The following is a 25,417-nucleotide window of genomic DNA, read 5'->3' on the forward strand; positions in this document are numbered from 1 at the left end:
TGCGAGGCGGAGGGATCAGGTCAGTCCGGACTGACGGTCCAGCAGGTCGTCGACGGTGTCGCGGCGCCTGACGAGGTGGGCGCGGCCGTCGCGGACGAGGACTTCGGCGGGGTAGCCGTGGCTGAGGAACAGCACCGGTGAGGCCGTCGGCCCGTACGCGCCCGAGCGGGTCACGCCGATCAGGTCGCCGGCCGTCAGCCCGGCCGGCAGGTCGACGGCCTTGGCGAGGGTGTCGTTGGGGGTGCACAGGGGGCCGGTGACGTTCCAGGCGGCCGTTTCGTCGCCGGCCGTCGAGCCGACGCGGTACATCGGGAAGTTGCGGCGGAAGGGCGAGCCGATGCCGACGGCGGCCATGTGGTGGTTGGTGCCGCCGTCGCAGATCGCGAAGCGGTCGCCGCGGGACTCCTTCGTGTAGCGGACGCGGGTCACGTAGACGCCGGCCGGGGCGGCGAGGAACCGGCCGAGTTCCATGACCAGCCGGGTGTCCGGGTGTGCGGTGTGGAACTCGTCGATGACCGGGTTCAGGCCGTCGGTGAGTGTCGCGACGTCGAGGTCGCGCTCCTTGGAGTGGTACGCGACGCCGAGTCCGCCTCCGACGTCGACGGTCGCGAGCTCGAAGCCGAGCTTCACGGAGAGCCGGATCGCGAGGTCGAAGATGCCGCGGGTGTTCTGGACGATGGCGGACTCGTCGAGGATCCGGGTGCCCATGTACGCCTGGACGCCGCGCACCCGCAGATTGCCGTACCGCAGCGCGGCCGGGTCGAGGGCCAGCAGCGTCTCCTCGTCGATGCCGAACTGCCGGGGCTTGCCGCCCATGGTGAGTCCGCCGCCCTTGAGCTCGAAGGCGGGGTTGACCCGTAGCAGCACCTCGGCGGTCACGCCCTGGTGGCGGGCCTCCTCGTCGATGAGGTCGAGCTCCGGCAGCGATTCGGCGATCAGCCGGGCGCCGGTCTTGAGGACGGCGGCGATCTCGTCGCGGCTCTTGCCCGGGCCGAGGAACAGGAGGCTGTCGCCGGTGGCGCCCGCGCGCTGTGCCGTAGCCAGCTCCGCCATCGACGACAGTTCCAGTCCGGCGCCCAGCTCCAGCAGGGACTGGGTGATCGCCAGATTGGGGTTGGCCTTGAGGGAGTAGAAGATCCGGATGGCCGGGTGCAGCCGGTCGCGCAGGCCCCGGTACTGGTCGCGCAGCCGGTCGCCGTCGTAGAGGTACAGCGGGGTGCCGTACTCCTCGGCCAGCTCGGACAGCGCGAGCCCCTGGATGTGCGTGGCGAACATCATCGTGGTTCTCCGAACTCGGCGAGGCGGTCGGCCACCGTGGCGTCGAGGGCGTCGGCCTCGGCCTGGCCGGAGGCGACGAGCATGAGGTAGAACCGGCCGTCGGCCGGTGAGTCGGCGGCGGTGAAACCGGCGTTGACGGTGGCGTAGTTGTTGACGAGGGCGCCCCGGCCCGTGTCGCGCCGGAACAGGGCGTCGCCCAGCGCGTCGGCCGCGCGGGCGAACTCGACGGGTGCGGGCAGCCGCAGGTCGTACTGCCGGGCCAGCACCACCGAGCCGGCCGGGACGCAGTGCTCCTGCACCCGGGTCTGGTAGGTCGACATGTTGTTACGGGCGTTGATCTCCAGCAGCGGCAGCAGCGACCCGTCGCCGCACACGATCGCGTCGACCCCGACCGGCCCGTAATAGCCGTCGTCAGCCAGCCGCGCGCCGATCCGGTGGGCGGTGTCCTCGATCTCGGCCGTCTGATCGGGTGTGAGCCGCGCCGGGTAGCGGTGCCCCTTGTGTACGCCGCCGTCGGTCAGGGCCTCCTTGACGAAGTCGAACCGCACCGAGCCGTCCCGGCCCACCGTGAAGTGGTAGTTGAGGTCGGCGGCCTTGTCGGCCCACACCTCGACGACCACCGACAGCCGGTCGTCACCGGTCCGCTCGGCGCGTCTGCGGATCATCCGCGTCAGCTGTTCGAGGCGCCGCAGCCGGTCGGCGACGACGATCCCCTTCCCGGAGACCCCGTACGCGTCCTTGACCCCGACGGTCCGCCCCTCGGCGAGGTGGGCGGCGGCCTTCTCCACGGCCGCCTCGAACTCGGCGACCGACTCGCACTCCCAGCCCTCGGCCAGCGGTATGCCCAGCTCGGCGGCGGCGCGACGGCTGTAGATCTTGCTGTTGACCCGCTTGGCCACGGCGGCGGACGGCAGGGCGGAGGGCAGTCCCGCGCGGCGGCAGAGCTCCTCCTCGGCCTCCGACATGCCGTGCGGCAGCAGCCGGGCGGTCCCGTCCCATGCGCGCAGACGCCCGATCAACTCCGAGGAGTCGAGCGCCTCGTGGGTCACGGTGACCGTCGGACGGCACTGGTCGGTCACCTGGACCTGCGGCAGATCGAGTCCGAGTCCGCGCAGATAGTCCAGATACCCCGGATCCGGCGCGGTCTTCAGGATGACGTGATCGCCCGCGCCGCCCAGCAGCAGCGCCAGCTCGTCCATCCGGGCCACCACGGCGGAGGGCGCGTTGTCGCCCACGGTGGGCACGCCGCGCTCGTCGTACGCCCATTCCCGCTCGACCTCGACGTTGCCGAGCAGCACCAGCGGAGTCGATATGTCGCCGGTGCAGCCGAGTCTGACGCCGCTCAGGAAATCCAGTGATCGGAAGTCGGTCATCTCATCCCCTCCCGTGCCTAGTGGCGGAACACGGCCGCCGCGAAGGTGGCGCCGAGCCCCACCACGGCCGTCAGATAGAAGTCCCCGGTACGGAGCTGGCCGCTGTCGCGCAGGCCCGCGAAGTTGACGAAGGGGTCGGCGCAGAACGAGTGGCCGAGCAGCGGCACGTTGTCCAGATAGATCCGCGAGCGCGGGAAGCCCAGCATCTTGGCGGCCCGGGCCCAGGAGATCCGGTTGACGTTGTGGGGCAGGATCCACGCCAGGTCCTCCAGCTCGATCCCGGCCGCCTCCACCGCCTCCCGGATGACCGAGGTCAGCATGTGCGGGTACTGCCGTTCGAACTCCTCGCCGTGCGGGGCCGGGAGGTCGACGTTGTAGTACTCGCCGAAGGTGCGGGTGACATAGCTGCGCAGTACGTCCCCGCTCCCCCGCGCCGAGACCAGGCAGGCGGCCGAGGACTCGCCCATCACGGTGGTGCCCGGGAGCATCTGGGACCGGTGCCAGAGGGCCTTCTCCCCGGTCAGGACCAGCGCGAGGGCGTCGGGGTCGCCGTCCTCGGCGAGGAGCCGTCCGGCCAGGTCCACGGCCGCCAGCCCGGACGCGCAGGCCTGCTGGGTCACGGTGAACACCTCGGCGTGCGCGAGGCCGAGTTCGTCGGCCGCCACATGGACCGGGTTCTCGGAGGCGCGGGCGCAGAGCGGGATGGTGCGGGCGCTGACCACGTACTTCACCCGCTGCTCGTTGCCCTGGAGCCCCGTCAGCTCACGGGCCGCGGCGACGATCTGGTCCCGCAGGTCCGCGTCGGGGGCCAGCCGGACCTCCTTCAGTCCGAAGTAGCGGTGGAACAGCGCCAGATCCCGGTCGCTGAGACGGAGCCTGGGGGCCATGTCGGCTATCCGGACCGGCTCGGGTGCGAGGTGCGCGGCGACCTCGGTCAGTGCGGTCATCGGGGCCCCTTTCCGGCCTCGGACAGGCGGACCGCCGCCCGTTTGTCTCGTGTGGTCAGCCCGGTGAAGGCGAACAGCAGCCGGCCGTCCGCGTCGACCGCCTCGCAGCGTCCGGCGCCGGACAGGAGGCGTACGGGGGTGGGGAGTGCGGTGTCGTTGGCGGCGGTGTGGATGTCGAAGCGGTCGATGCGTACGGGGACGGGGATCGGGCCGTCGTCCCCGGCCGTCGCGGCGGTGGCGCGCAGCAGGCTGTCCATGGCCAGGGCGGGGAGGAGGAACTCGGCCATCGAGCCGAGTTCCCGGGGCAGGTGGAGCGAGGCGCTGCCCGTACGCAGGTCTCGCAGGGAGTCGAAGGCGCCCATGAGCCGGACCGGTGAGTCGGCCCGGGCGTAGGCGTCGGTGGCGGGGACCTCGTGGGGATCCTCGGCGACGGCAGGCCGGCCGACGGGGTGTCCGTCGCCCAGGTGGACGGTCATACGGGTGAGTTCCTGCGCCGGGACCGGGCCGCGCGGGGGGCTGCTGACGACGACGTCCACCGTGTCGTCGATGCTGTGTGCGGTGACCACCAGGCGGCGCGGCCACTGTTCCTCGGCCGCCCGGATGAAGCGGGAGAACACGGCGTCGGTGATCGCTGTCGGACGGCCTGTGCCGACGGCGGTGGCGGCTTCGGCGGCGAGCTCCATGATGAACGTGCCGGGCAGCGTGGGCCGGTCGTCCACCCGGTGGTCGCGGAGCCAGGGGTGGTCGTCGAGGGAGAGCGTCAGCTCCCAGGCCGCCGTGCCGTCCGGGCGGTGGTCGGGCTCGCCGGGGAGGAACGCGCCGCGGCGCTCCCCCGCCGCGCGGAGGGCGGGGGCGGTGGTGGCGAGCATGCGCCATTCCGTTTCGCCGAGCCAGACGGTGGTGGCGGCGTCGGTGCGGCGGCGGGTGAGTTCGGTGGCGAAGTAGCGGCGGCCGAGGTCGTCGTCGAGGTGGGTGAAGTTGTCCTCGCGGGCCAGGTATTCGTCCTGCACCTGGGTGTGGGTGACCATGCCGCTCTCGGCCCACAGGCCCGACACCAGCGCGTGCGCGTCCTCTCCGGCGGCGCGGGCGACGGCGGTGGCCCGGGTGAGGAACTCGTTCGCGGAGATGTAGTCGGCCTCGCCGGGGCGGGCGACGACGGTGGTGACGGAGCTGATCGTGAGCCAGAGCGCGGGTTCGCGGGGGGCGAAGGCGTCGCGGAGGTTGAGCCAGCCGCGTACCTTCACGTCGCGGACCGAGCGGAACTCCACCGGGGTCTTGCGGCGCAGTGCGGAGGCCCGTTCGAGGCCGGCGCCGTGGATGACGATGTCGGCGGCGCCGATCTCGTCGGCGATGGCGCGGACGGCTTCGGAGTCGGTCACATCGCACTGCCGGTAGTGCACGCGCGCCGCGCCGTAACGATCCTGCAAGAGCGTTACGGTGCGTCTTCGTTCGACGGCCTGGAGCATCCGGTTGTACCGCCGATTGAGTGCGCCGATCTTCTCGCCGGGGTAGCGGGCCATCAGCTCGCGCAGGGCGGACGGGCGGTCGGCGGGCAGGTCTTCCACCGTCTCCGGTCCGGAACCCAGCAGCCAGATCGCGGCGGGGGCGGTGCGGCGGGCGAGCTGGTCGACGAGTTCGGCGGTGATTCCGCGTCCGCCGCCGGTTGCGACGATCACGGGTGCGGGCGGGAGTTCGCGGGGGGCCGGTCGGTCCGGCTCGGGGGTGAGGACGGCTTCGTGGCGGAGGCCGGCGCGGTAGTGGGCGACGTGGAGGTGGCGGTCGCGGGCGTGTTCGCGGGCGAGCTGGGCGAGGGCGGTGGGTAAGTCGTCGGCGTCGGTGACGACCGCGTACACCAGGGTCTTCGGGAGGTCGGCGGCGAGGGCCCGGACGAGTCCGGTGAACAGGCCCGTTTCCGGGCGGGAGTCGGGGTCCAGGGCGAGGACGGCGAAGGTGCCGCCGTCGTCGAGGGCGTCGGCGCAGTGGTGGGCGGCGGCGAAGGCCAGCTCCTGGAGGGCCAGGGCGCCGGGCTGCCGGGCGTCGAAGACGACGCGGATGTCGCGGGCGTCGGTGGTCGCGGCCAGGTCGTCGGGGGTGCGGACGAGCGGGGCGTGGTCGGGGGCGTTGGTGATCAGGAGGGTGTCCGGGCCCGGTGCGGGAAGGGGTGCGCGGACCTCGGGGCGTTCGAGCCGGCGGGTGCGCAGGACGTACGGGCGCAGGTCGCCGAGGTCGGCGGCGCGGGGCGCGGGGTCGCAGACCAGCGCGGGGGTGCCGGGTGCGCGGGGGGCGAGCCGTACCGGTGCCTCGGCCTCGCGCAGTGCCTGGTGCAGGGCCAGCAGGCCCTCGGCGGCGTGGGTGTACCGGGGTCCCTCCGGGGCTCGCGCCACCGGGGAGCCGTCCGCGAGACGCAGTTCGCCCAGCGGGGTGAGGCCGTGCGCCGCCGCGGTCGAGCGGCGCATCAGGACGACGCCCGCCACCGCCTCCCCCGTCTCCCGGCCGTCCGGCGGGCGGACGAGGTCGGCGCAGCCGTTGACGCCGATGGCGACGGCCGCGTCCAGCTCGCCCGCGGTCAGCGCGCGGCAGGCCGCGGCGAGGGCCGCGTGGCTGGAGTCGGGGCCGGCGTCGAGGGTCATGTTCGGGCCGTGGACGTCGAGGAGTTGCGCGACGCGGGAGGCGATGATGTTCGGCATCAGCCCCGGCAGCGAGTCGCTGTTGGCCTCGGGCGCCAGGGCCCGCGCCGCCGCGCCGAGGTCCGGGCCAAAGCGGCGGGCGATGTCGTCCAGATACGCCCGCAGGGTGCACGCCATGGCCTGGCGGACCTGCCCGGAGTGGCCGACGTACAGCCCCGTGCGGGCGGCGGTGGCGGGGTCCTTCGTCCAGTCGCCGCGCAGGTCGAGGGCGCAGCGCAGGGCCATCAGCTGGCTGAGGTCCAGCCGGGCGAGGACGGCGGGCGGCAGCCGTACCTCCAGCGGCGCGGGTACGGGGAAGGTGTCGCCGAAGACGGCGGCCCCGCCGGCGGGTTCGGTGGCGGTGGTGGCGACGACGACCACGGGCTCGGGCACCGCGGCCGTACGGACGGTGGCCCGGGGCCGGTCGCCGACGATCAGGTGCGCGTTCGTGCCGCCGAAGCCCATCGCCGACACCGCCGCCGTCCGGCCGTGCGTAGTGGCCGGCCAGGGAAGCGACGCGCGGGGGATGTCGACGGCGTCCGAGGCGGGGCCGTCGTACAGGCGCTGGGCGGGGATGACGCCGTGGCGCAGGGCCAGCAGGGCGTGGATGACGTTGACGGCGCCGGCCGCCCAGCCGGTGTGTCCGACGAGGGACTTGTTGGAGGTGAGCGTCCAGCGTTTGGCGGGGGCGGCGGTGGTGAGCGCCTCGATCTCCGCCTGGTCGCCGGCCGAGGTGCCGGTGGCGTGCGCCACCACCCAGTCGATCTCCTCCGGTACGACCCCGGCCGCCGCCCAGGCACGCTCCAGCGCGATCCGCTGCCCGGCGGGGTTCGGCGCGTACACGGCCTTGCCGCGCCCGTCGGACGACCCGCCGAAGCCGAGGACGAAGCCCAGCACCGGATCGCCGTCGGCCATGGCCCGGGCGTACGTCTTCAGCGCGACGACGGCGGCGCCGTCGGCGAACAGCACGCCGTCGGCGCCGGTGTCCAGCGACCGTACGAGGCCGCCCCTGGCCAGCCCGTCGAGCTTGGAGAACAGCACCATGGTCTGCGCGTTGACGGAGTACACCCCGCCGCACAGCGCCAGGTCGGCGCGGCCCTCGCGCAGGGCGCGCATCCCGAAGTCGAAGCTGTAGAGGGAGGAGGAGCACGCGGTGTCGACCACGACGGTCTCCGCCGGCTCCACCAGCCCGTCGAGCGCCTCGCGCACCACCCGGTACGGCGCCGTCCGCCCCAGGTCGCCGTCGCCCGCCGGGTACAGCGCGGCCAGCGGATCGTCCTCGCCGGTGAGCAGCCGGCCGGCGTGCCGCAGCAGGCTCTGCTCGGCGGCGTGCCCGCCGTCGGCCGTCATCCCCACGGCGGCGAAGACCCGTACACCGTCCCCGTGCCGGACACCCTCCAGCGCCTGGAGCACCCCGTGCCGCAGCCACCGCCCGCTCGCCTCACGCCCGGTGAAGCCGTCCAGCCCGGGGTGGGGGCGGAAGGGGGCGACGCGCGGGTCGCCGCCCTCGGCGTGGATGAAGCCGGCGGTGCGGGTGTACGTCTTGTCGGGCGCCGCGGGGTCCGCGGACCACAGGGCGTCGATGTCCATGCGCGGTCCGGGTTCGCTGAACTGGGGCTCCCGGTCGCGCAACAGCTCCCAGAACTCGTCCGGCGAGCTGGCCCCGGGTACGGCGACGCCCATGCCGACGGCCACGATCGCGTCCGGCGCGGGTTCACCGCCGGGGAGCAGAGGGAGGGAGGCGGCGTTGCGTACGGTCGCCGGCCGGCCGCCCGAGCGCAGGGTGGCGGCAAGCTCCTCGGCGGCGGCGCGGTCGGTCGTCTCGACGAGGTAGCGGGCGGGGTCAGCCATCGGCCCGCGCGCCGGTGCGGCTGGTCTCGGTGATGAGGCGGGCCAGTCCGCCGAGGGTGGACTGGAGGGCGAACCGGGTGTCGTCGGCGACGTGGTGGAGGTCGAAGCGGTCGGTGAGGGTGCCGAGGATCTCCATGCGCTTCAGGGAGTCCACGCCGAGGTCGCCCTCGAGGTCGGCGTCGGGGTCCATGGCCTCGACGGGGTAGCCGAGGCGGTCGGCGTAGATCTGCTGGAGCGCGGCGACGACGGACTCGGCGGACGCCGGGGCCGGCGCCACCCTCCCCGCCGCCGTCAGTCCGACCGGCGCCGGCATCCGTCCCACCGCCGGTGCCTCCGGCGCCGCGACCGGCACCGGCACCGGCTTCCGCCCCGGACGCGGCGGTGCCGCCCCGCCCTCCCCGGCGTCCAGCCACCGCTCGGCGTGCACGGCCGCGCATCCCGTGGCCGCGGTGACCAGCTCGCTCAGCCCCGCCCGCCCGCACTCCACGACGGACTCCAGCCCGTACGACTGCAGATCACGCAGCGCCGCGAGGAAGTCGACCGGCCGCGTCAGCTGCCCCACGAGCAGCCCCGTCAGATCCGTGTCGTCGCTGACCAGCCCCCCGAGGGCGGGCGAGTGGAGCCGGGCCTCGGCGGGTCTGCGGCGGATGCCGGCGATCGCCGCGGCGAACTCGGCCTGGGCGGGGGCGAGCAGCGGGTTGTGGAACGGGTACGGCGCGGCCAGCCGCACCGCCCGTACGCCCAGCACGTCGGCCAGCGCGGCGAGCACCCCGAGGTCGGCCTCCGGCCCGGAGACCACCGTGTGCCGGGGCGCGTTGACGACGGCGAGCCGCGCGCCGGGCAGCTCGGCGGCGCCCAGCAGCGCGTCGGCCCGCCGGGCGGACACGGTGAGCGCGAGCATGCCGCCCGCTCCGGCCGCCGTCTGTTCGAGGGCGCGCGCCCGGTGGGCGACGATCCGCGCCCCGTCGGTCACGGTGAAGCAGCCGGCGTGCACGGCGGCGGCCATCTCGCCCATGCTGTGCCCGAGGACGACGTCCACGGGTCGGCGGCGGACGACCTCGGCGGCGTAGACGAGGGCGGCGGCGAAGATCGCGAGTTGCAGGGCGAACGGGTCGGACGCCGAGAGGCGGCGGGCGTCCGGGGCGTCGGGGTCGGTGAGCAGCGGGGAGACGGGGGTGCGGCCGAACTCGGCGGCCACCGCGTCGACGGCCTCCAGCACGTCCCCGACGGGGGCGCTGCGCGGGCCGGTGAACACTCCCGGGCGGTAGGCACCCTGTCCGGGCAGCAGGAGGGCTGTTCTCAAGTCCATTCCGACTCGCTTTCGGACACGGTGCACGGAGCTGGGGAACTCAAGCGCTGTGTGACTCATGAAACGCGTTGCGGCGGGACACCAAGCGGCCGTCCAGGCGTGGCCTGGACCAACAGGTCTAGGCCACTTGGCGCGGCCAGAGTTACAGAGATTTCCGGCCCGCGCAACAGGTCAACATCAGTTGCGTCGTGCACCAACCAGCAAGCGGAATACGCCAGTTGGGCGGCTCGCGCCGGTAGCCACGGGGCTGTTGGGGCGCGCCCCGGGCGGTCCGGAATCTCAGGATCCACGGCGGACGGACAGCGCTTCCAGGCCAGTGATCCGCTGTCCGTGCACGGGGGTACGGGGACCGGCGACGGCCAGTGCCGGCATCCCGGCGGCGCGGGCGGCGAGCAGCCCGACGTCGGAGTCCTCGATCACCAGACAGCCGGCCGGATCCACCCCGAAGCGCCGCGCGGCGGCGAGGTATCCCTGCGGGCTGGGCTTGCCGTCGGCCACGTCGCCGGCGCAGACGAGCACCTCGGGTGCGGGCAGTCCGGCGGCGGCGAGGCGGCTGTCGGCGACGGGGCGGGTGGCCGAGGTGACCACGGCCCAGCTGCCGGCCGGGAGCGCGGCGAGCAGGTCGCGGGCGCCGGCGGTGGGCTCGATGCCGGCGGAGTCGGTGACGGAGAGCTGGTCGAACCAGGCGAGTTCGGCGTCGGCGTCGGCGTGCGGTACGAGCTCGTGGATGAAGTCGATGTCGCGGCGCCCCTGGGAGACGCGCAGGACGTGTCCGGGGTCGAGTGCGTGGCGGTGCGCCCAGCGGACGGTGTGCCGGTGAATGGCCGTATCGGATTCCACCAGGGTGCCGTCCAGATCAAAGAGTACGACGTGGACCGATAACCGGTGGCGGAGGGTGGCGTCGGGCTCGGTGAATTCTGCGGTGAGCGGTGTGCGCACCGCGGGTATCGCCTGGGGCATGTACGGGGGATCCGTTCGACGAAAGGGCGGTGGCGGGGGGTTCAGCGGCGGATCGGCGGTCATGGTACCCGCGACGCGTACGCCCGTACCAGAGCCCGCCGGCGACCCGAGGTCCGGTCCATCTCGCCTGGCAGGGACGGTTGTTGAGCGGCGCCCGATGACCTTACGATGACCCGGCCGTACGGCCCCGGCCCTGGGAGGGAACGTCTTCATGGCCCAACTGGAACTGGGCAGAATGAACGCGGAGAACGATCGCGGGTTCGTTCTGTTCCTCGTCGGAATGCGTATCAATAAACTGTGGAAGATTCACCGCTGGTGGCCCGCTCTGAACGCGATGCCGAAATTGCTGGCGGCCCTCGGGGAGTCCCCGGACCTGGGGTTGCTCGGCGCCCGGTTCAGCCGTCACGGCCGTACGATAACGATGATCCAGTACTGGGAGAACGCCGAGAAGATCTCGGCGTTCGCGAAGTCCCCGGAGCAGGAGCACCGGACGTACTGGAAATGGTTCAACCGGGCGATCGGCGGCAACGGCGACGTCGGAATCTGGCACGAGTTGTACGAGGTGCGGGCCGGCGCGTACGAGGCCCGCTACGTGAACATGCCGCCGTTCGGGCTGGGCGCCGCGCTGGGCAAGGCCGCGGGGCCCCTCGGCGTGCCCGACTGATCACACCCGGTCGGCCACCTCCAGCCGTCCCAGCGCCCCCCGGACCGCGACGGCCGCCGCGTAGCCGGGGATCGCGGGGACGTCGGCCACCGACCAGCCGGGCGGCTGACCGCGGTGTCCGATGTGGTCCTCGGCGAGGCTGCGGGCGAGGCCGATGCCGATGCCCTTCAGCCACGCCTCCTTGCGTACCCACACGGTGGTGAACGCCGCGCTGCGGTCGGCGGCATCGCGGATCTCGGCCTGCTCGGCGGGGTGCAGCCGGGGCAGCACGTCGCCGATGCTCGACTCCGTCGCGGTGCCCTCCACGTCGACGCCGATCGGGGCGTCGGCCACTCCGACGAGGACCACGTCGTCGCTGTGCGAGAGGGAGAAGTGCGGCCCGTCCTCGAGCGCGGGCCGGCCGTGCAACTCGCCGCAGCCGGGGCAGGGTTCGCGAACCATGACCAGGTCCCCGGGCGCCCTGCCGGTCTCGGCGCCGAGTATCTCGCGCAGGGCGGTGTGGGCGGCGACGTAGCGGGCGCGCAGGTCGGGGCGGCGGAAGGCGGTCGCCCGGGTGCGCTCCTCCGGGCCGAGGGGGCCGAACCCGGTGGCGGCGGGGTCGCCGGGCAGCCGCAGCAGCCAGAGGCGGACGTCGACGGCGGTCGTGGGAAGGATCGTCACGGCACCGAACTGTAGCGGCGACCGGATCGGGTCCGGCATCTTGACAAGGCGATTGGTCTGGACCAAGTATCGGGTATCGCTCCTCTTGTCATGCGCACCTTCCCGCCCGTCCCGGCTGAGGGAGTCCCCCCATGCGTAGACCCCTGGGCATACTTCTTGCCCTGACCGCGGCCTTCGCCGCCTTTTCCGCACCACCCGCGGCCGCGGCGGCGCCGTCCGCCGTCTTCACCAAGGCCGCCCCCTGGGACTCCGGTTACCAGGGCCTGTACACGATCACCAACAACTCCACGACGACTCTTTCCACCTGGAAGGTCGAGTTCGACCTCCCCTCCGGCACCTCGGTCGGCGCCTACTGGGACGCCCTGCACTCCGGCAGCGGCAGCCACCACGCGTTCACCAACCGCGAGTACAACGGCAACCTCGCCCCCGGCGCCAGCGCCACGTTCGGCTGGATGTCGTCCGGCACCGGCTCCCCCGTCAACTGCACCCTGAACGGCGCCCCCTGCGACGGCGGCCCCACCGAGCCTGACACCACGCCCCCGACCGTCCCCTCGGGCGTCACGGTGGGCTCGGCGACCGGCTCCTCCCTCACCGTCCGCTGGACGGCGTCCACCGACAACGACGAGATCGCCGGCTACGAGGTCTCCCGCGACGGCGGCACCCCGGTCGCCGTGACCGGCACCGCGTACACCGCGACCGGCCTCACCGCGAATACCGCCTACGCCTTCCGCGTCCGCGCCAAGGACGCCGCCGGAAACGTCTCCGCGTACACCACCGCCGTCAGCGGCACGACGACCGGCGGCGGCACCCAGCCCGGCCCCGGCGACGTCCGGTCCGCGCCCTACGTCGACATGGGCGCCTGGCCGACGCCGAGCATGCCGGAGATGGCGGCGGCGAGCGGCACGAAGAACTACACGATGGCCTTTGTCACCGCGTCCAACTGCAAGGCGATGTGGTTCAACGCCTACGACCCGCGCGCCGGCTGGGCCCGCGACCAGGTCGACGCGATCCGCGCCGGCGGCGGCGACGTGAAGATCTCCTTCGGCGGCGCCAGCGGCATCGAACTCGCCCAGGCCTGTACGACGGTCGACTCGCTCTTCGCCGAGTACGACGCGGTCGTGAAGGCGTACGACCTGAAGTACGCGGACTTCGACATCGAGGGCTCGGCGACCGCCGACCCGGTCTCGGTCGGCCGCCGCTCGCAGGCCCTCGCCCGGCTCCAGCAGGCCCACCCGGACCTGCGGATCTCCCTGACCCTGCCGGTGCTCCCGGAGGGCCTGACGGCCGACGGCCTGAGCGTGGTCCGCTCGGCGCGCGACGCCGGGGTGAACCTGGACGTGGTCAACGTGATGGCGATGGACTACTACCGCGGCGTCGACTACGGCGACGCGGCGGTGCAGGCGGGACAGAGCACGTTCGACCAGATGAAGACCCTGTACCCGGCGAAGTCCGACGCCCAGCTGTGGGCACTGGTCGGCGTGACACCGATGCTGGGGCAGAACGACGACGGCCGGATCTACGACCAGGCCGACGCCCGCCAGCTGGTCGCGTTCGCGCAGAGCAAGCACATGGGGATGGTCTCCTTCTGGGAGGCGACCCGTGACCGCAACGCGTGCACGGGCGCGCTGTACCGCTGTACGAACATCGCGCAGTCCCCGTACGAGTTCGCAAGGATCTTCGCCCCCTACACCGGCTGACGCCGGCCCCGATCCGCCGGCCCCGGGCGCTCGCCCAACCCCCCACGCGCCGGCCGGCCGCCGCCCCCGCCCTCTCCCGGAGGGCGGGGGCGGTCCGTCACGCCGGGGGCGGGCCCGTGGTGCCGCGGACGACGAGGCGGGGGTCCAGGACCAGGTCGCGGGCGGGCAGGGCGGCGTCCGCGAGGCGGTCGACCGCGAACCGCACCGCCTGTTCGGCCTGGGCGGCGGTGTCCTGGCGGACGGTCGTCAGGTCGATGTGCGACAGGTGCGACAGATGGCTGTCGTCGAAGCCGGCCACCGAGATGTCCCCCGGCACGCTCAGCCCGGCCGCCGCGAAGCCCTGCAGCAGGCCCACCGCGCAGCGGTCGTTGGCGGCGAGGACGGCGGTGGGACGGTCGGCGTCCTTCGCCAGCACCCGGGCCGCCGCGGCGCCCGCCTCCTCGGTGTGGGCGCCGGGCACGACGCGGATGTGGTCCGCCAGCCCGTAGCGGCGCATCGTCGCCCGGTAGGCCTTGCGCCGGTCGGCGGAGCCCGCGCTGCGGCCGCCGTCGACGTGGGCGATGCGGCGGTGGCCGAGGGTGATGAGGTGGTCGATCGTCTGGCGTACGCCCTTGCCCTCGGCCGTACGGACGCTGTCGGCGTCCTTCGACGGGGCGCCGACGACGACGAGGGCGGCGCAGCGGTCGGCGAGCTCGGCGAGGAAGGCGTCGTCCGACTCGGGGCCGAGGACGATCAGCGCCTCGCAGCGGTGGCTGAGGAGGGCCTCGGCGGCGGCGCGCTCGTCGCGGCCCGGGGCGCGGGCGGACAGCAGCACGTCGTACTCGAGGCGCTCGGCGACCGGGTAGATCGCCTCGACGAGGTCGGCGTGGAAGGGGTGATGCAGGGTGAGCAGGACGCCGATGGTGCGGCTGCGGCCACGGGCGAGCAGCCGGGCGGCGCTGTCGGGGCGGTAGCCGAGGTCGGCGGCGGCCCGGCGCACCCGCTCCTCGGTCTGCTCGCTGGCACCCGGCTGGTTGCGGAACACCAGGGAGACCAGGGCACGCGACACCCCGGCACGGGCGGCCACGTCCGCCATCGTGGGGCGTTTCCGGTCGCTCTGGGCCAACAGACCGCTCCTGACTCACCGTGACGGCACTCGTACACCACGTGCCGCCGCACCCTTGACATCCCGGCCCTACAGGATCATGGTAGCCGCATCTAGCGCGCTCTAGTAGAGCGCGACAGGAGGGACGGCATGGGACTGGACGTGCTGACGATGGGCCGGGTCGGCGTCGACATCTATCCGCGGCAGAGCGGCGTCCCGCTGGCGGACGTCACCACCTTCGCCAAGTACCTCGGGGGCAGCCCCACCAACGTCGCCGTGGCGGCCGCCCGCTACGGCCGGGCGGCGGCGGTCATCACCAAGACCGGCGCGGACCCGTTCGGCACGTTCGTCCGTTCGGCCCTCACCGGCTACGGCGTGGACACCGCCCACGTCGGTGTCTCAAAGGGCCTGCCGACGCCCGTCACCTTCTGCGAGATCTTCCCCCCGGACGACTTCCCGCTGTACTTCTACCGCTTCCCCAAGGCCCCCGACCTGGACATCTCCGTCGGCGAGCTGGACCTGGACGCCATCGGCTCGGCGGCGGTGTTCTGGATGACCGGCACCGGCCTGTGCGAGGAGCCCAGCCGCTCCGCCACCCTGGCCGCCCTGCGCGCCCGCGCCCGCCGCCCGCACACCGTCTTCGACCTCGACTGGCGCCCCGTGTTCTGGGACGCGCCGCCCCAGCCGTGGTACGAGGAGGCCCTGAAGTACGCCACGGTCGCCGTCGGCAACGTCGAGGAGTGCGAGGTCGCCACCGGCACCCGCGACCCGTACGAGGCGGCCCGCCGCCTGCTGGCCGCCGACGTCGAACTGGCCGTCGTCAAGCAGGGCCCGCGCGGTGTCCTCGCGGTGCACCGCGACGGCACGACGGTCGAGCAGCCCCCGGTCCCGGTGGAGGTGGTCAACGGCCTCGGCGCCGGCGACGCGTTCGGCGGCGCCCTGGTCCACGGCCTGCTCGCCGGCTGGGACCTGGACCGCACGATGGCCTTCGCGGCGGCGGCCGGCGCCCATGTCGCCGCCCGGCTGGCGTGCTCGGACGCGATGCCCACCGAGGCGGAGGTCGAGAAGCTGAGGGCGGCCCGATGAGCCGGCACGTCGTACGGGCGGGGTCCACCGCCGACGCCCCGTACCGCACGGTGATCACCCCGGAGTCGGCGGGCTGGGGCTACTCCGGCCTGCGCGTCCTGGAGCTCGCCCCCGGCGAGGGCCACGACCTGGCCACCGGCGACGCCGAGCACCTGGTCCTCCCCCTGGCCGGCGCCTGCACGGTGACCGCCGGGGACGCCTCGTACGAACTGACCGGCCGCGACGGCGTCTTCGGCGCCCCCACCGACTTCCTCTACCTCCCCCGCGACACCCGCGCGCGCATCACCAGCACCTCCGGCGGCCGGTTCGCCCTGCCCTCCGCCCGCTGCTCGCGCAAGCTCCCCGTACGCCACCAGCCCGCCTCCGCCGTCCCCGTCGAGCTGCGCGGCGCCGGCAACTGCAGCCGCCAGGTGCACAACTACTGCCTCCCGCAGACCTTCGACGCCGACCGCCTCCTCGTCTGCGAGGTGCTGACCCCCGGCGGCAACTGGTCCTCGTACCCGCCGCACAAGCACGACGAGCACCGCCCCGGCGAGGAGTCCGAGCTCGAGGAGATCTACTACTTCGAGGTCGCCGGCGACGGCATGGCCTACCAGCGCGTGTACGGGACGGCCGAGCGCCCCCTGGACGTGCTGGCGGAGGTCCGCGGCGGCGACGCGGTGCTGATCCCGCACGGCTGGCACGGGCCGTCGATGGCCGTGCCCGGCTACGACCTGTACTACCTCAACGTCATGGCGGGCCCCGGTCCCGACCGCGCCTGGCTGATCTGCGACGATCCGGCTCACGGCTGGATCCGCGGCACCTGGGAGGACCAGTCCCCCGACCCCCGGCTGCCCATGGGAGGAACGCGATGAGACTGACCACCGCCCAGGCGCTGGTGCGGTTCCTGGCGAACCAGTACAGCGAGCGCGACGGGCACGAGCGGCGGCTGATCGACGGGGTGTGGGGGATCTTCGGCCACGGCAATGTGGCCGGGATGGGGCAGGCGCTGGGCCACTGCGCGGACGAGATGCCGTACTACCTGGCCCGCAACGAGCAGGCCATGGTGCACACGGCCGCCGCCTACGCCAAGACGAACGACCGCCTCACCACCTTCGCCTGCACGTCGTCCATCGGCCCCGGCGCCACCAACATGGTCACCGGCGCCGCCCTCGCCACGACGAACCGCCTGCCGGTGCTGCTGCTCCCCGGCGACGTCTTCGCCACCCGGGTCGCGGACCCCGTGCTCCAGCAGCTGGAGGACCCGGCCAACGGCGATGTGTCGGTGAACGACGCCCTGCGCCCGGTGTCGCGCTATTTCGACCGCGTCGAGCGTCCCGAGCGGCTGATCCCCGCCGCCCTCGCCGCGATGCGGGTGCTCACCGACCCCGCGGAGACCGGCGCGGTCACCCTGTGTCTGCCGCAGGACGTGCAGACGGAGGTGTACGACTGGCCGGAGGAGTTCTTCCGCCGCCGGGTGTGGCACGTGGGCCGCGCCCAGCCCGAACCGGCCGCGCTGGCACGGGCGGTGGCCCTGCTGCGGTCGGCGCGGCGGCCGCTGATCGTCGCCGGGGGCGGGGTGGTGTACTCCCGGGCGTGCGCGGAGCTGCGGGAGTTCGCGGAGGAGACCGGGATCCCGGTGGCGGACACCCACGCCGGGAAGGGCGCGGTGCCGTGGGACCACCCGTGCGCGGTGGGGGCGCTGGGGGCGACCGGGACGGCGGCGGCGAACGCGCTGGCGGCGGAGGCGGACGTGGTGCTGGGGGTGGGGACGCGGTACAGCGACTTCACCACCGCCAGCCGGACGGTGTTCGGCGACCCCGGGGTGCGGTTCGTCAACCTCAACGTGGCGCGGCTGGACGCCGTCAAGCACGCCGCCGAGCCGCTGGTGGCCGACGCGCGGGCCGGGCTGCAGGCGCTGACGGGGGAGCTGGCGGGGTGGCGGACGGACGACGCGTACCGGGTGCGGGCGCGGGAGCTGGCGGCGGACTGGCGGAGGGTGACGGACCGGGCGTACGGGCTGGGGCACGGGCCGGTGCCGGCGCAGACGGAGATCCTGGGGGTGCTGAACGAGGTGCTCGGGGACCGGGACGTGGTGATCAACGCGGCGGGTTCGATGCCGGGTGATCTGCAGGCGCTGTGGCGGGCGCGGGATCCGAAGGCGTACCACGTGGAGTACGCGTACTCCTGCATGGGCTACGAGATCGCCGCCGGGGTCGGGGTGAAGCTGGCGGCGCCGGACCGCGAGGTGACGGTGCTGGTCGGGGACGGCTCGTATCTGATGATGTGCCAGGAGCTGGTCACCGCCGTGTCGGAGGGCCTGAAGCTGACGGTGGTCCTGATCGACAACGGCGGCTTCGCGTCGATCGGCGCGCTGTCGGAGTCCGTCGGCGCGGGGCGGCTGGGCACGCGGTACCGCTACCGCGACGAGAAGACCGGCCGGCTGGACGGCCCCGGGCTGCCGGTGGACCTGGCGGCGAACGCGGCGTCGCTGGGGGCGCAGGTGCTGTCGGCGTCCAGCGTGGCGGAGTTCCGGGCGGCGCTGACGCAGGCGCGGGCCGCGGACCGTACGACGGTCGTGCACGTCCCCACCGACATCCTCAGCTCCGGCCCGCCGTCGTCCGCCTGGTGGGACGTGCCGGTCGCGGAGGACGCGGAGTCGTACGGGGCGTACCGGGACGCCAAACGGGCGCAACGGCCCTACCTGTGACCCTTACGGAGGCCCATATGACACCCATCGCCCGCAATCTGTCCCTGGGCTCCGCCCCCGACTCCTGGGGGGTGTGGTTCGCGGACGACGACCGGCAGGTGCCGTACGCGCGGTTCCTGGACGAGCTGGTACGGGCCGGCTACCGGCGGCTCGAGCTGGGACCGTACGGCTATCTCCCCGTCGAGCCGGAGCGGCTGGCCGCCGAACTCGCTGAGCGGGGGCTGGAGGTGACGGGCGGGACGGTGTTCGGGGCGCTGCACCGGCCGGACGAGTTCGACGAGATGGTGGCGCACACCCGCCGGGTGGCGGCGCTGACGGCTGCCGCCGGGGCGCATCACCTGGTCTTCATCCCGCCGCTGTACCGGGACGAGAAGACGGGGGACTTCACGGAGTCGCCGTCGCTGGATACCGCGCAGTGGACTGGTCTCGGCAAGGCAGCCGACCGTCTGGGGGCGATCCTGCTCGACGAGTACGACGTCCGCCTGGTCCTCCACCCGCACGCCGACACCCACATCCAGACGCAGCCGGAGATCGAGCGTTTCCTGAACGCCACGGACCCCCGTTACGCCAACCTCTGCCTGGACACCGGCCATGTCGCGTACGGCGGCGGCGACGCGGTCGACCTGATCCGCCGCTACGCGGAACGCATCGGCTACGTCCACATCAAGCAGATGGACCCGGCGATCCTGGCCCAGGTCACCGCCGAGGACCTCTCCTTCGGCGAGGCGGTCCGCCGCGGCGTCTGCGTCGAACCGCCCGCCGGCGTGCCCGCCCCGGCGGACATCGTCCCGGAGCTGGCCCGTCTGAACACGAACCTGTTCGTGATCGTCGAACAGGACCTCTACCCCTGCGCCCCCGAGGTCCCGCTGCCCATCGCGGTCCGCACCCGCGAGTACCTGGCCGGCCTCGGCCTGATCGGAGACACCCCGGCATGACTGTACGAATCGGCGTGATCGGCACGGGCGCGATCGGCCGCGACCACATCGACCGCGTCACGCGCCGCATCCGCGGGGCATCGGTGACAGCGGTCACGGACCTGGACCGCGCCCTCGCGGAGAAGTCGGCGGGCGAGGCGAAGGTCTACCCCGACGGCGCCGCGCTGATCGCGTCCCCGGAGGTGGACGCGGTGCTGGTCGCCTGCTCGGACGCGGCCCACGCCGAACACGTCCTGACCGCGATCGCGGCCGGAAAGCCGGTCCTGTGCGAGAAGCCCCTGGCGGTGACGCCGGAGGACTGCCTGCGCATCATGGCCGCCGAGGAGTCCCACGGCAGCCGCCTGGTCCAGGTCGGCTTCATGCGCCGCTACGACGCGGGCTACCGCGAGATGCACCGCGTCATCTCGGCGGGCGACATCGGCCGCCCCCTGCTGATGCACTGCGCCCACCGCAACCGAGCCTCCCGCCCCGACTACACCACGGAGATGGCGGTCCTGAGCTCCGGCGTCCACGAGATCGACGCGGCCCGCTGGCTCCTGTCCGACGAAATCGTCTCCACCCAGGTGATCAACCCCCGCTCCACCCGCCACCGTCTCCCCCACCTCACGGACCCCCAGTTCATGCTCTTCGAGACCGCCTCGGGGATCCGCATAGACCTCGAGGTCTTCGTCAACTGCCGGTACGGCTACGACATCCGCTGCGAAACGGTCGGCGAGGAGGGCCTGCTCCGCCTCCCCGACCCGGCCCGCCCGGAGCTCCGCGCGTCGGCCCGCATCGGCACCGCGATCGACCAGGAGTGGGACGACCGCTTCAGCGCGGCGTTCGACGCGGAACTCCAGGCGTGGGTCGACTCGGTCCCGACGGGCCGGGCCACGGGCCCGTCGTCGTGGGACGGCTACGCGGCGACGGCGGTGGCGACAGCCACGGTCCGGGCCCAGCAGTCGGGCGATGTCGAGCAGGTGAACATGCGGGAGCGTCCGGCGTTCTACGCGTAGAACATCATCTTGGTCCAGACCTATTGACCGACAGGTCTGGACCACCATAGCTTGATGAGTACGCGTCACCCCCCACAAGCCGGGAGCCGCCCGCGGCGGGCGGGCGGCTCCCCTTTTCCGCCCCCATGAAGCCCGGCCTGATCCACTCCCCGGCGTAAGGTGCGAGTGCGGACCCGTCGGCGCAGGTACAGGGGTGATCGAGGCGTGAGGCTGACCATTCTCGGTGGCGGGGGTTTCAGGACCCCCCTCGTGTACGGGGCGCTCCTGCGGGACCGGGGTGAGGGGCGGGTCAGTGAGGTGACCCTCTACGACCTCGACGCCGGGCGGCTGTCCGCCGTCGCGCGGGTGCTCGCCGAGCAGGCCGCCGGGGAAGCGGATCCGCCGGAGGTCAGCACCACCACCGACCTCGACGAGGCCCTGCGCGGCGCGGACTTCGTGTTCTCCGCCATCCGCGTCGGCGGGCTCGAGGGCCGGGCCGCCGACGAGCGGGTCGCCCTCGCCGAGGGGGTGCTGGGGCAGGAGACCGTCGGCGCCGGCGGGATCGCGTACGGGCTGCGGACCCTCCCCGTGGCGGACATGATCGCCCGGCGGGTGGCCGCCGTGGCGCCCGACGCCTGGTTCATCAACTTCACCAACCCCGCCGGCCTCGTCACCGAGGCGATGTCCCGCCGGCTCGGCGACCGCGTGATCGGCATCTGCGACTCCCCCGTGGGCCTGGGCCGCCGCGTGGCACACGCGCTCGGCGCACAGAAGCCGCAGGAGGCGTGGCTGGACTACGCGGGGCTGAACCATCTGGGCTGGCTGCGCGGGCTGCGTATCGACGGCCGCGACGAGCTCCCCCGGCTGCTGCGGGACGACGGGCTGCTGGAGTCGTTCGAGGAGGGACGGCTCTTCGGCGCCGAGTGGATCCGCTCCGTGGGCGCCGTACCGAACGAGTACCTGCACTACTACTACTTCAACCGCGAGACCGTCCGCGCCTACCGCGAGGCCCGCCAGACCCGCGGCGCCTTCCTGCGCGACCAGCAGGCCCGCTTCTACGAGCGGATGCGCGACGAGGCCGCCCCCGCCCTGAAGACCTGGGACGGCACCCGCGCCGAGCGCGAGGCCACGTACATGGCGGAGAACCGCGAGGCGGCCGGCGCGGGCGAGCGCGACGAGGCGTCCCTCACGGAGTCCGGCGGCTACGAAAAGGTGGCCCTCGCCCTGATGCGCGCCATCGCCCGCGACGAACGGACCACGCTGATCCTCAACGTCCGCAACGGCACCACCCTCCCCAACCTCGACGCCGACGCGGTCGTCGAGGTCCCCTGCCTCGTCGACGGCAACGGCGCCCACCCCGTCGCCGTCTCGCCCCTGGAGGGGCATCAGGCGGCGCTCGTCGGCGCGGTGAAGGCCGTGGAACGCCAGTCCCTCGAGGCCGCCGCCTCCGGATCACGCTCCGCCGCGGTCGCCGCCTTCGCCCTCCACCCCCTGGTCGACTCCGTCGCCGTCGCCCGCCGGCTGGTCGACGCGTACCGCGAAGTCCACCCGGGGATGGGCTACTTGGCGTAAGACACTCCGTATCGGGCCGGTTCCCGCGTCCTCCCCCACCACGCCCCGAGCGGCTGCTATGACTGGCGCACGAGGAACCTCGGGGAGAGGGTGACGGGCCGTGACGCCACGCCAGCGGGAGCACCGTATGGGGAACGTACCCGCCGAGCCGGACCGGATCGTGGGCCGCCGCACGGAGACGGGCCGGCTGGAGCGGCAGATCGGGCGCTACCGGGTGGTGACGCTCACCGGCCCCGGCGGGGTGGGCAAGACCCGCCTCGCCCTGCACGCGGCGCGCCGGCTGCGGCCGCTGTTCCGCGACGGCGTGTGGTGGGTGGAGCTGTCGGGGCTGCGCGATCCGGCGCTGCTGCCGAACGCGATCGCGGAGGCCCTGCCGCTGGCGGACAACTCGCCCCGGCCGATGGCCGAGGTGCTGGCGGACTATCTGAGCAGCCGCCAGCTGCTCCTCGTACTGGACACCTGCGAGCATCTCGCCGACGCGTGCTCCGCCACCCTCGACATGCTGCTGCGGGCCGCGCCGGGGATACGGATCATGACGACCAGCCGCCGCGCACTGGAGATGATGGACGAGGACGCCATCCGCCTCGAGCCGCTGCCCGTCCCCGGCGACACCGACGGCCCGTCGGACGCGATGCTGCTGCTGGCCGAGCGCGCCGCGCAGGCCGTCCCCGGCTTCGCCGTCACCGACGCCAACCGTGCCGATCTCGTACGACTGTGCCGCCGCCTCGAGGGCCTCCCCCTCGCCATCGAGCTGGCCGCCGCCCGGCTGCGCGACTTCACCCCCGCCAAGCTGGCCGAACGCCTCGACGACCGCTTCGCGGTGCTGGGCGACAACGGGGGCATCGTCCCCGACGCCGACCCGCCGTGGCACCAGGCGCTGCGCACCGCGATCGGCTGGAGCCACGAGCTGTGCACCCCGCCCGAGCGGCTGCTGTGGGCGCGGCTGTCGGTGTTCGCCGGTACCTTCGACGCGGAGAGCGCCAAGCACGTCTGCTCCGACGAACACCTCACGCCGCGCCAGATCGACAGGCTGCTGACCCGGATGGTCGGCAACTCCCTGATCACCTGGGTGCCGAACGGCGCCGGGGAGCGCTACCGGATGCTCGACACGATCCGCGAGTACGGCGAGGGCTGGCTCCGCGACCTCGGCGACGAGCCCGCGTACCGCCGCCGCCACCGCGACCGCTATCTGGCGCTGGCCGCCGAGGGCGACGCGGCGTGGCTGGGGGCGGACCAGTTCGCCTGGTACGACCGGATGCACGCCGAGCTCGACAACCTGCGCGTGGCGCTGGAGTTCAGCCTCTCCGAGCCCGGCGACGGCGCCGCCGCGCTGCGCCTGAGCGGCGACCTGTGGTTCCTCTGGTACGCCTGCGGCCTGGCCCGCGAGGGCCGCCACTACCTCGACCGGGCGCTGGCCGCGTTCCCCACGCCGGGGCGGGACCGGGCGAAGGCGCTGTACGCGGCGGGCACGGTGCTGACGGAGCTCGGTGACGTGGCGGGCCTGCAGGACCGCTCCGCCCAGTGCACCGAGGCGTCCGCCGGCTTCGGCGTCCTCGAGACGGGCCACGCGGTGACCGTCGCCATGCTCGCGGCGGCCCTGCGCGGCGACCCGGCGGCCGTGCTGGAGCTCGCCGAGGACCATCTCGCCGCCCACGGCGAGGAGTGCACGGTCCCCGGCCTGACCTCCCTCGGCGTCGGCGGCCACGCCCGGATCGCGGCGGGCCGCGCGGAGGAGGCGCTGCCGGTGCTGGACCGGCTGCGGGCGGTCTGCGACAAGCACGGCGAACGCTGGATGCGCGCCTGGGGCGACTCGATCCGCGCCCAGGCGGAGCTGGCCCTGGGCCGCTTCCCGGACGCACGGCGCTCGGCGCGGGCGGCGCTGGAGGTCAAGCAGCGCATGCACGACAGCTTCGGCATCGGCATGTGCATGGAGGCCCTGGCGCAGGCGGCGGTCTCCTCCGGCGACGCCGGACACGCCGCGTATCTGCTGGGGGTGGCCCAGCAGCTGTGGGACACCCTGGGCCGCCCGCAGATAGGGATCCCGACGTGGGTGGCGGCCCACGAGGAGTGCGAGCGTCAGGTCCGCGGGGCGCTGGGCGAGCGGGAGTACGCGACGGCGTTCGCCGCGGGCCGCGCGGCGGACCCGGACGCGGGGATCGCGCTGGCGCTCAGCGGTCCGGGGCGCTGACCCACAGCCCGCGCTCGTCGCCGCGCGGGTCGTCGACGACGCCCTGCTCGGGGTCGTCGAAGACCATCACGGGACGCTTGTCCAGGTCGTACGGGGCCCATCCGGGATCCCCGTCGGTGGCGAACGCGACCCAGGCGGCGTGCATCCGCCGGGCCAGGTCCTGCGGGGCGTCACCGGTCATCCCGGCGGTACTGGGGTGGCCGAGGGTGTCGAAGACGAACCCGAGCTCGAGGGCGTGGCAGGCCCCGAGGCCGGCGACCTCCGTGCCCCAGGCGAACTCGTACATGTACGTCGGGGCGGGCCCGCCGTCGCGCAGCTCGGCCATCCGGATCGCGGGGATCCGGAAGTACCGGTCGGTGAGCAGCGCGGACCCGACGTCGCCCGGCGAGGCGTCCGGGCGGTTCGCGGTGTAGGCGGCGGCCAGCTTCTCGCCGGCCATCGCGGTCAGGGCGCGGGCGTCGAGGAAGCGGGTGATCCCGGTCGGTACGAGGAAGAACCGCTGCTCCTCCGTGGTCGTCCCGGTGAGCAGCGTGACGTCGCCGCCGGCGCCCTCGGCGATGAGCTCGAGCGGCGGGCGCTCGAGGAACTCGCCGTCGACGACGGGCGGGTAGGCCATCGCGGCGGCGACGACGCTCTTGCCGAAGCGGGCGGCGTCGCGGGTGACGGCGAGGTTGCGGCCGATGGTGTCCTGGGCGGCGATCAGCTGGTCCATGGGGACGGCGGCGAAAGCCCGGGCGGTCGGCTCCACGCCGAGGGTCTTCGCGGTCTCGGCGAGCACCAGCCGTGCGTCGTCGGCGGTCACCGTCCCCTGGCAGGCGCCGCTCTGGGTCACCGCCCGCCGGAACAGCCCGCGTGACTGGGGCAGCGCCATCAGCGTGGCGACGCTCATCGCGCCGGCGGACTCACCGGCCACGGTGACCCGGTCGGGGTCGCCGCCGAACGCGGCGATGTTGTCGCGGACCCAGGCCAGGGCGGCGAGCTGGTCGCGCAGGCCGAGGTTGGCGGGAGCGTCGGGGAACAGGGCGAAGCCGGGGACGCCCAGGCGGTAGTTCAGGGACACGAGGACCACGCCGTCGCGGGCGAAGGCATGGCCGTCGTACGTCGGGACGGCGCCGGAGCCGTTGCGGAAGGCGCCGCCGTGGATCCAGACCAGGACGGGGAGGCCGGCGCCGGCGGGGTCCGGCGTCCAGACGTTGAGGTTGAGGAACTCGTCGCCCGGGATGTCGGGGTCGCCGAGCAGCGCGTCGAAGGGGGGCCGGTACGGGGGCTTCGGTGCCGTGGGCCCGAACTCTGCGGCGTCGCGCACCCCGTCCCAGGCGGGCGGGGCGCCGGGCGGGCGGTAGAGGGCGTCGCCCACGGGGGCGGGGGCGTAGGGGATGCCGCGGAAGGCGGCGACGCCGTCGGTGATCCGGCCGCGCAGCCGGCCCTGCCTGACGGTGACCTCGACGTCCATCCCGGGCTCCTCCCCCGACGGTGTACGGGCG

18 protein-coding genes are annotated in these 25,417 nt (G+C 73.8%); 9 read left to right on the forward strand and 9 right to left on the reverse strand.

What is annotated here, in order from left to right; all coding sequences use genetic code 11:
• Window positions 1–15: 15 nt before the first annotated feature.
• The 6 genes from SRB5_RS24770 to SRB5_RS24795 form a co-directional block, all read right to left on the reverse strand.
• Window positions 16–1,278, reverse strand: coding sequence for a type III PLP-dependent enzyme (locus SRB5_RS24770; RefSeq protein ID WP_153455617.1), 1,263 nt, complete (start codon window positions 1,276–1,278; stop codon window positions 16–18).
• Complete coding sequence (locus SRB5_RS24775) at window positions 1,275–2,651, reverse strand: preATP grasp domain-containing protein (protein WP_153455618.1); 1,377 nt, start codon at window positions 2,649–2,651, stop codon at window positions 1,275–1,277. The genes SRB5_RS24770 and SRB5_RS24775 overlap by 4 nt, the downstream gene beginning before the upstream one ends.
• Before the next feature lie 17 nt (window positions 2,652–2,668).
• On the reverse strand, window positions 2,669–3,598 hold the full coding sequence (locus tag SRB5_RS24780; RefSeq protein WP_153455619.1) for a 3-oxoacyl-[acyl-carrier-protein] synthase III C-terminal domain-containing protein: 930 nt from the start codon (window positions 3,596–3,598) through the stop codon (window positions 2,669–2,671).
• The gene (locus SRB5_RS24785) at window positions 3,595–8,115 is read right to left on the reverse strand and encodes an SDR family NAD(P)-dependent oxidoreductase (RefSeq protein WP_153455620.1); all 4,521 of its coding nucleotides are present in this window, start codon (window positions 8,113–8,115) and stop codon (window positions 3,595–3,597) included. The genes SRB5_RS24780 and SRB5_RS24785 overlap by 4 nt, the downstream gene beginning before the upstream one ends.
• On the reverse strand, window positions 8,108–9,424 hold the full coding sequence (locus tag SRB5_RS24790; RefSeq protein ID WP_153455621.1) for an acyltransferase domain-containing protein: 1,317 nt from the start codon (window positions 9,422–9,424) through the stop codon (window positions 8,108–8,110). Before SRB5_RS24790 ends, SRB5_RS24785 begins: the two co-directional genes overlap by 8 nt.
• A 279-nt stretch (window positions 9,425–9,703) precedes the next feature.
• Window positions 9,704–10,384, reverse strand: a complete 681-nt coding sequence (locus tag SRB5_RS24795; protein ID WP_153455622.1) for an HAD-IA family hydrolase — start codon at window positions 10,382–10,384, stop codon at window positions 9,704–9,706.
• A gap of 235 nt (window positions 10,385–10,619) precedes the next feature.
• On the opposite strand from SRB5_RS24795, the gene SRB5_RS24800 reads away from it, so the two are divergent.
• Complete coding sequence (locus tag SRB5_RS24800; protein WP_228390432.1) at window positions 10,620–11,048, forward strand: DUF4188 domain-containing protein; 429 nt, start codon at window positions 10,620–10,622, stop codon at window positions 11,046–11,048.
• Here the strand turns inward: SRB5_RS24800 and SRB5_RS24805 are convergent, their stop codons facing one another.
• Complete coding sequence (locus SRB5_RS24805; RefSeq protein WP_194293023.1) at window positions 11,049–11,708, reverse strand: 4'-phosphopantetheinyl transferase family protein; 660 nt, start codon at window positions 11,706–11,708, stop codon at window positions 11,049–11,051.
• Between the two features lie 131 nt (window positions 11,709–11,839).
• Between SRB5_RS24805 and SRB5_RS24810 the strand changes: the two genes are divergently transcribed.
• Entirely contained in the window at window positions 11,840–13,405 is a 1,566-nt protein-coding gene (locus SRB5_RS24810; RefSeq protein WP_153455625.1) for a cellulose binding domain-containing protein, read from the forward strand.
• A gap of 97 nt (window positions 13,406–13,502) precedes the next feature.
• On the opposite strand, the gene SRB5_RS24815 is transcribed toward SRB5_RS24810, so the two are convergent.
• Window positions 13,503–14,480: a LacI family DNA-binding transcriptional regulator gene (locus SRB5_RS24815; protein ID WP_153455650.1), complete on the reverse strand. Its 978-nt coding sequence runs from the start codon at window positions 14,478–14,480 to the stop codon at window positions 13,503–13,505.
• A 159-nt stretch (window positions 14,481–14,639) separates the two neighbouring features.
• On the opposite strand from SRB5_RS24815, the gene iolC reads away from it, so the two are divergent.
• The 7 genes from iolC (at window position 14,640) to SRB5_RS24850 (ending at window position 23,933) form a co-directional block, all read left to right on the forward strand.
• Window positions 14,640–15,575 (forward strand): 5-dehydro-2-deoxygluconokinase, encoded by a 936-nt coding sequence (gene iolC / locus SRB5_RS24820; RefSeq protein WP_153455626.1) that lies wholly within the window; start codon window positions 14,640–14,642, stop codon window positions 15,573–15,575.
• Entirely contained in the window at window positions 15,572–16,429 is an 858-nt protein-coding gene (gene iolB, locus SRB5_RS24825; RefSeq protein WP_153455627.1) for a 5-deoxy-glucuronate isomerase, read from the forward strand. Before iolC ends, iolB begins: the two co-directional genes overlap by 4 nt.
• Window positions 16,426–18,264: a 3D-(3,5/4)-trihydroxycyclohexane-1,2-dione acylhydrolase (decyclizing) gene (gene iolD, locus SRB5_RS24830; RefSeq protein WP_153455628.1), complete on the forward strand. Its 1,839-nt coding sequence runs from the start codon at window positions 16,426–16,428 to the stop codon at window positions 18,262–18,264. Before iolB ends, iolD begins: the two co-directional genes overlap by 4 nt.
• A 17-nt stretch (window positions 18,265–18,281) precedes the next feature.
• Window positions 18,282–19,199 (forward strand): TIM barrel protein, encoded by a 918-nt coding sequence (locus tag SRB5_RS24835; protein WP_153455629.1) that lies wholly within the window; start codon window positions 18,282–18,284, stop codon window positions 19,197–19,199.
• A complete protein-coding gene (locus SRB5_RS24840) occupies window positions 19,196–20,194 on the forward strand; it encodes a Gfo/Idh/MocA family protein (protein WP_153455630.1) in 999 nt (332 codons plus the stop codon). Before SRB5_RS24835 ends, SRB5_RS24840 begins: the two co-directional genes overlap by 4 nt.
• A gap of 204 nt (window positions 20,195–20,398) precedes the next feature.
• Window positions 20,399–21,745, forward strand: coding sequence for a 6-phospho-beta-glucosidase (locus tag SRB5_RS24845; protein WP_323378418.1), 1,347 nt, complete (start codon window positions 20,399–20,401; stop codon window positions 21,743–21,745).
• Window positions 21,746–21,872: 127 nt separating this feature from the next.
• Window positions 21,873–23,933 carry an ATP-binding protein gene (locus SRB5_RS24850; RefSeq protein WP_153455631.1) on the forward strand — a complete coding sequence of 687 codons (2,061 nt, stop codon included), beginning with the start codon at window positions 21,873–21,875 and terminating at the stop codon, window positions 23,931–23,933.
• On the opposite strand, the gene SRB5_RS24855 is transcribed toward SRB5_RS24850, so the two are convergent.
• Complete coding sequence (locus tag SRB5_RS24855; protein ID WP_153455632.1) at window positions 23,914–25,386, reverse strand: carboxylesterase/lipase family protein; 1,473 nt, start codon at window positions 25,384–25,386, stop codon at window positions 23,914–23,916. The genes SRB5_RS24850 and SRB5_RS24855 overlap by 20 nt on opposite strands.
• Window positions 25,387–25,417 lie beyond the last annotated feature (31 nt).

The sequence above is a fragment of the Streptomyces smaragdinus genome (assembly GCF_009604385.1).
Lineage (GTDB): Bacteria > Actinomycetota > Actinomycetes > Streptomycetales > Streptomycetaceae > Streptomyces > Streptomyces smaragdinus.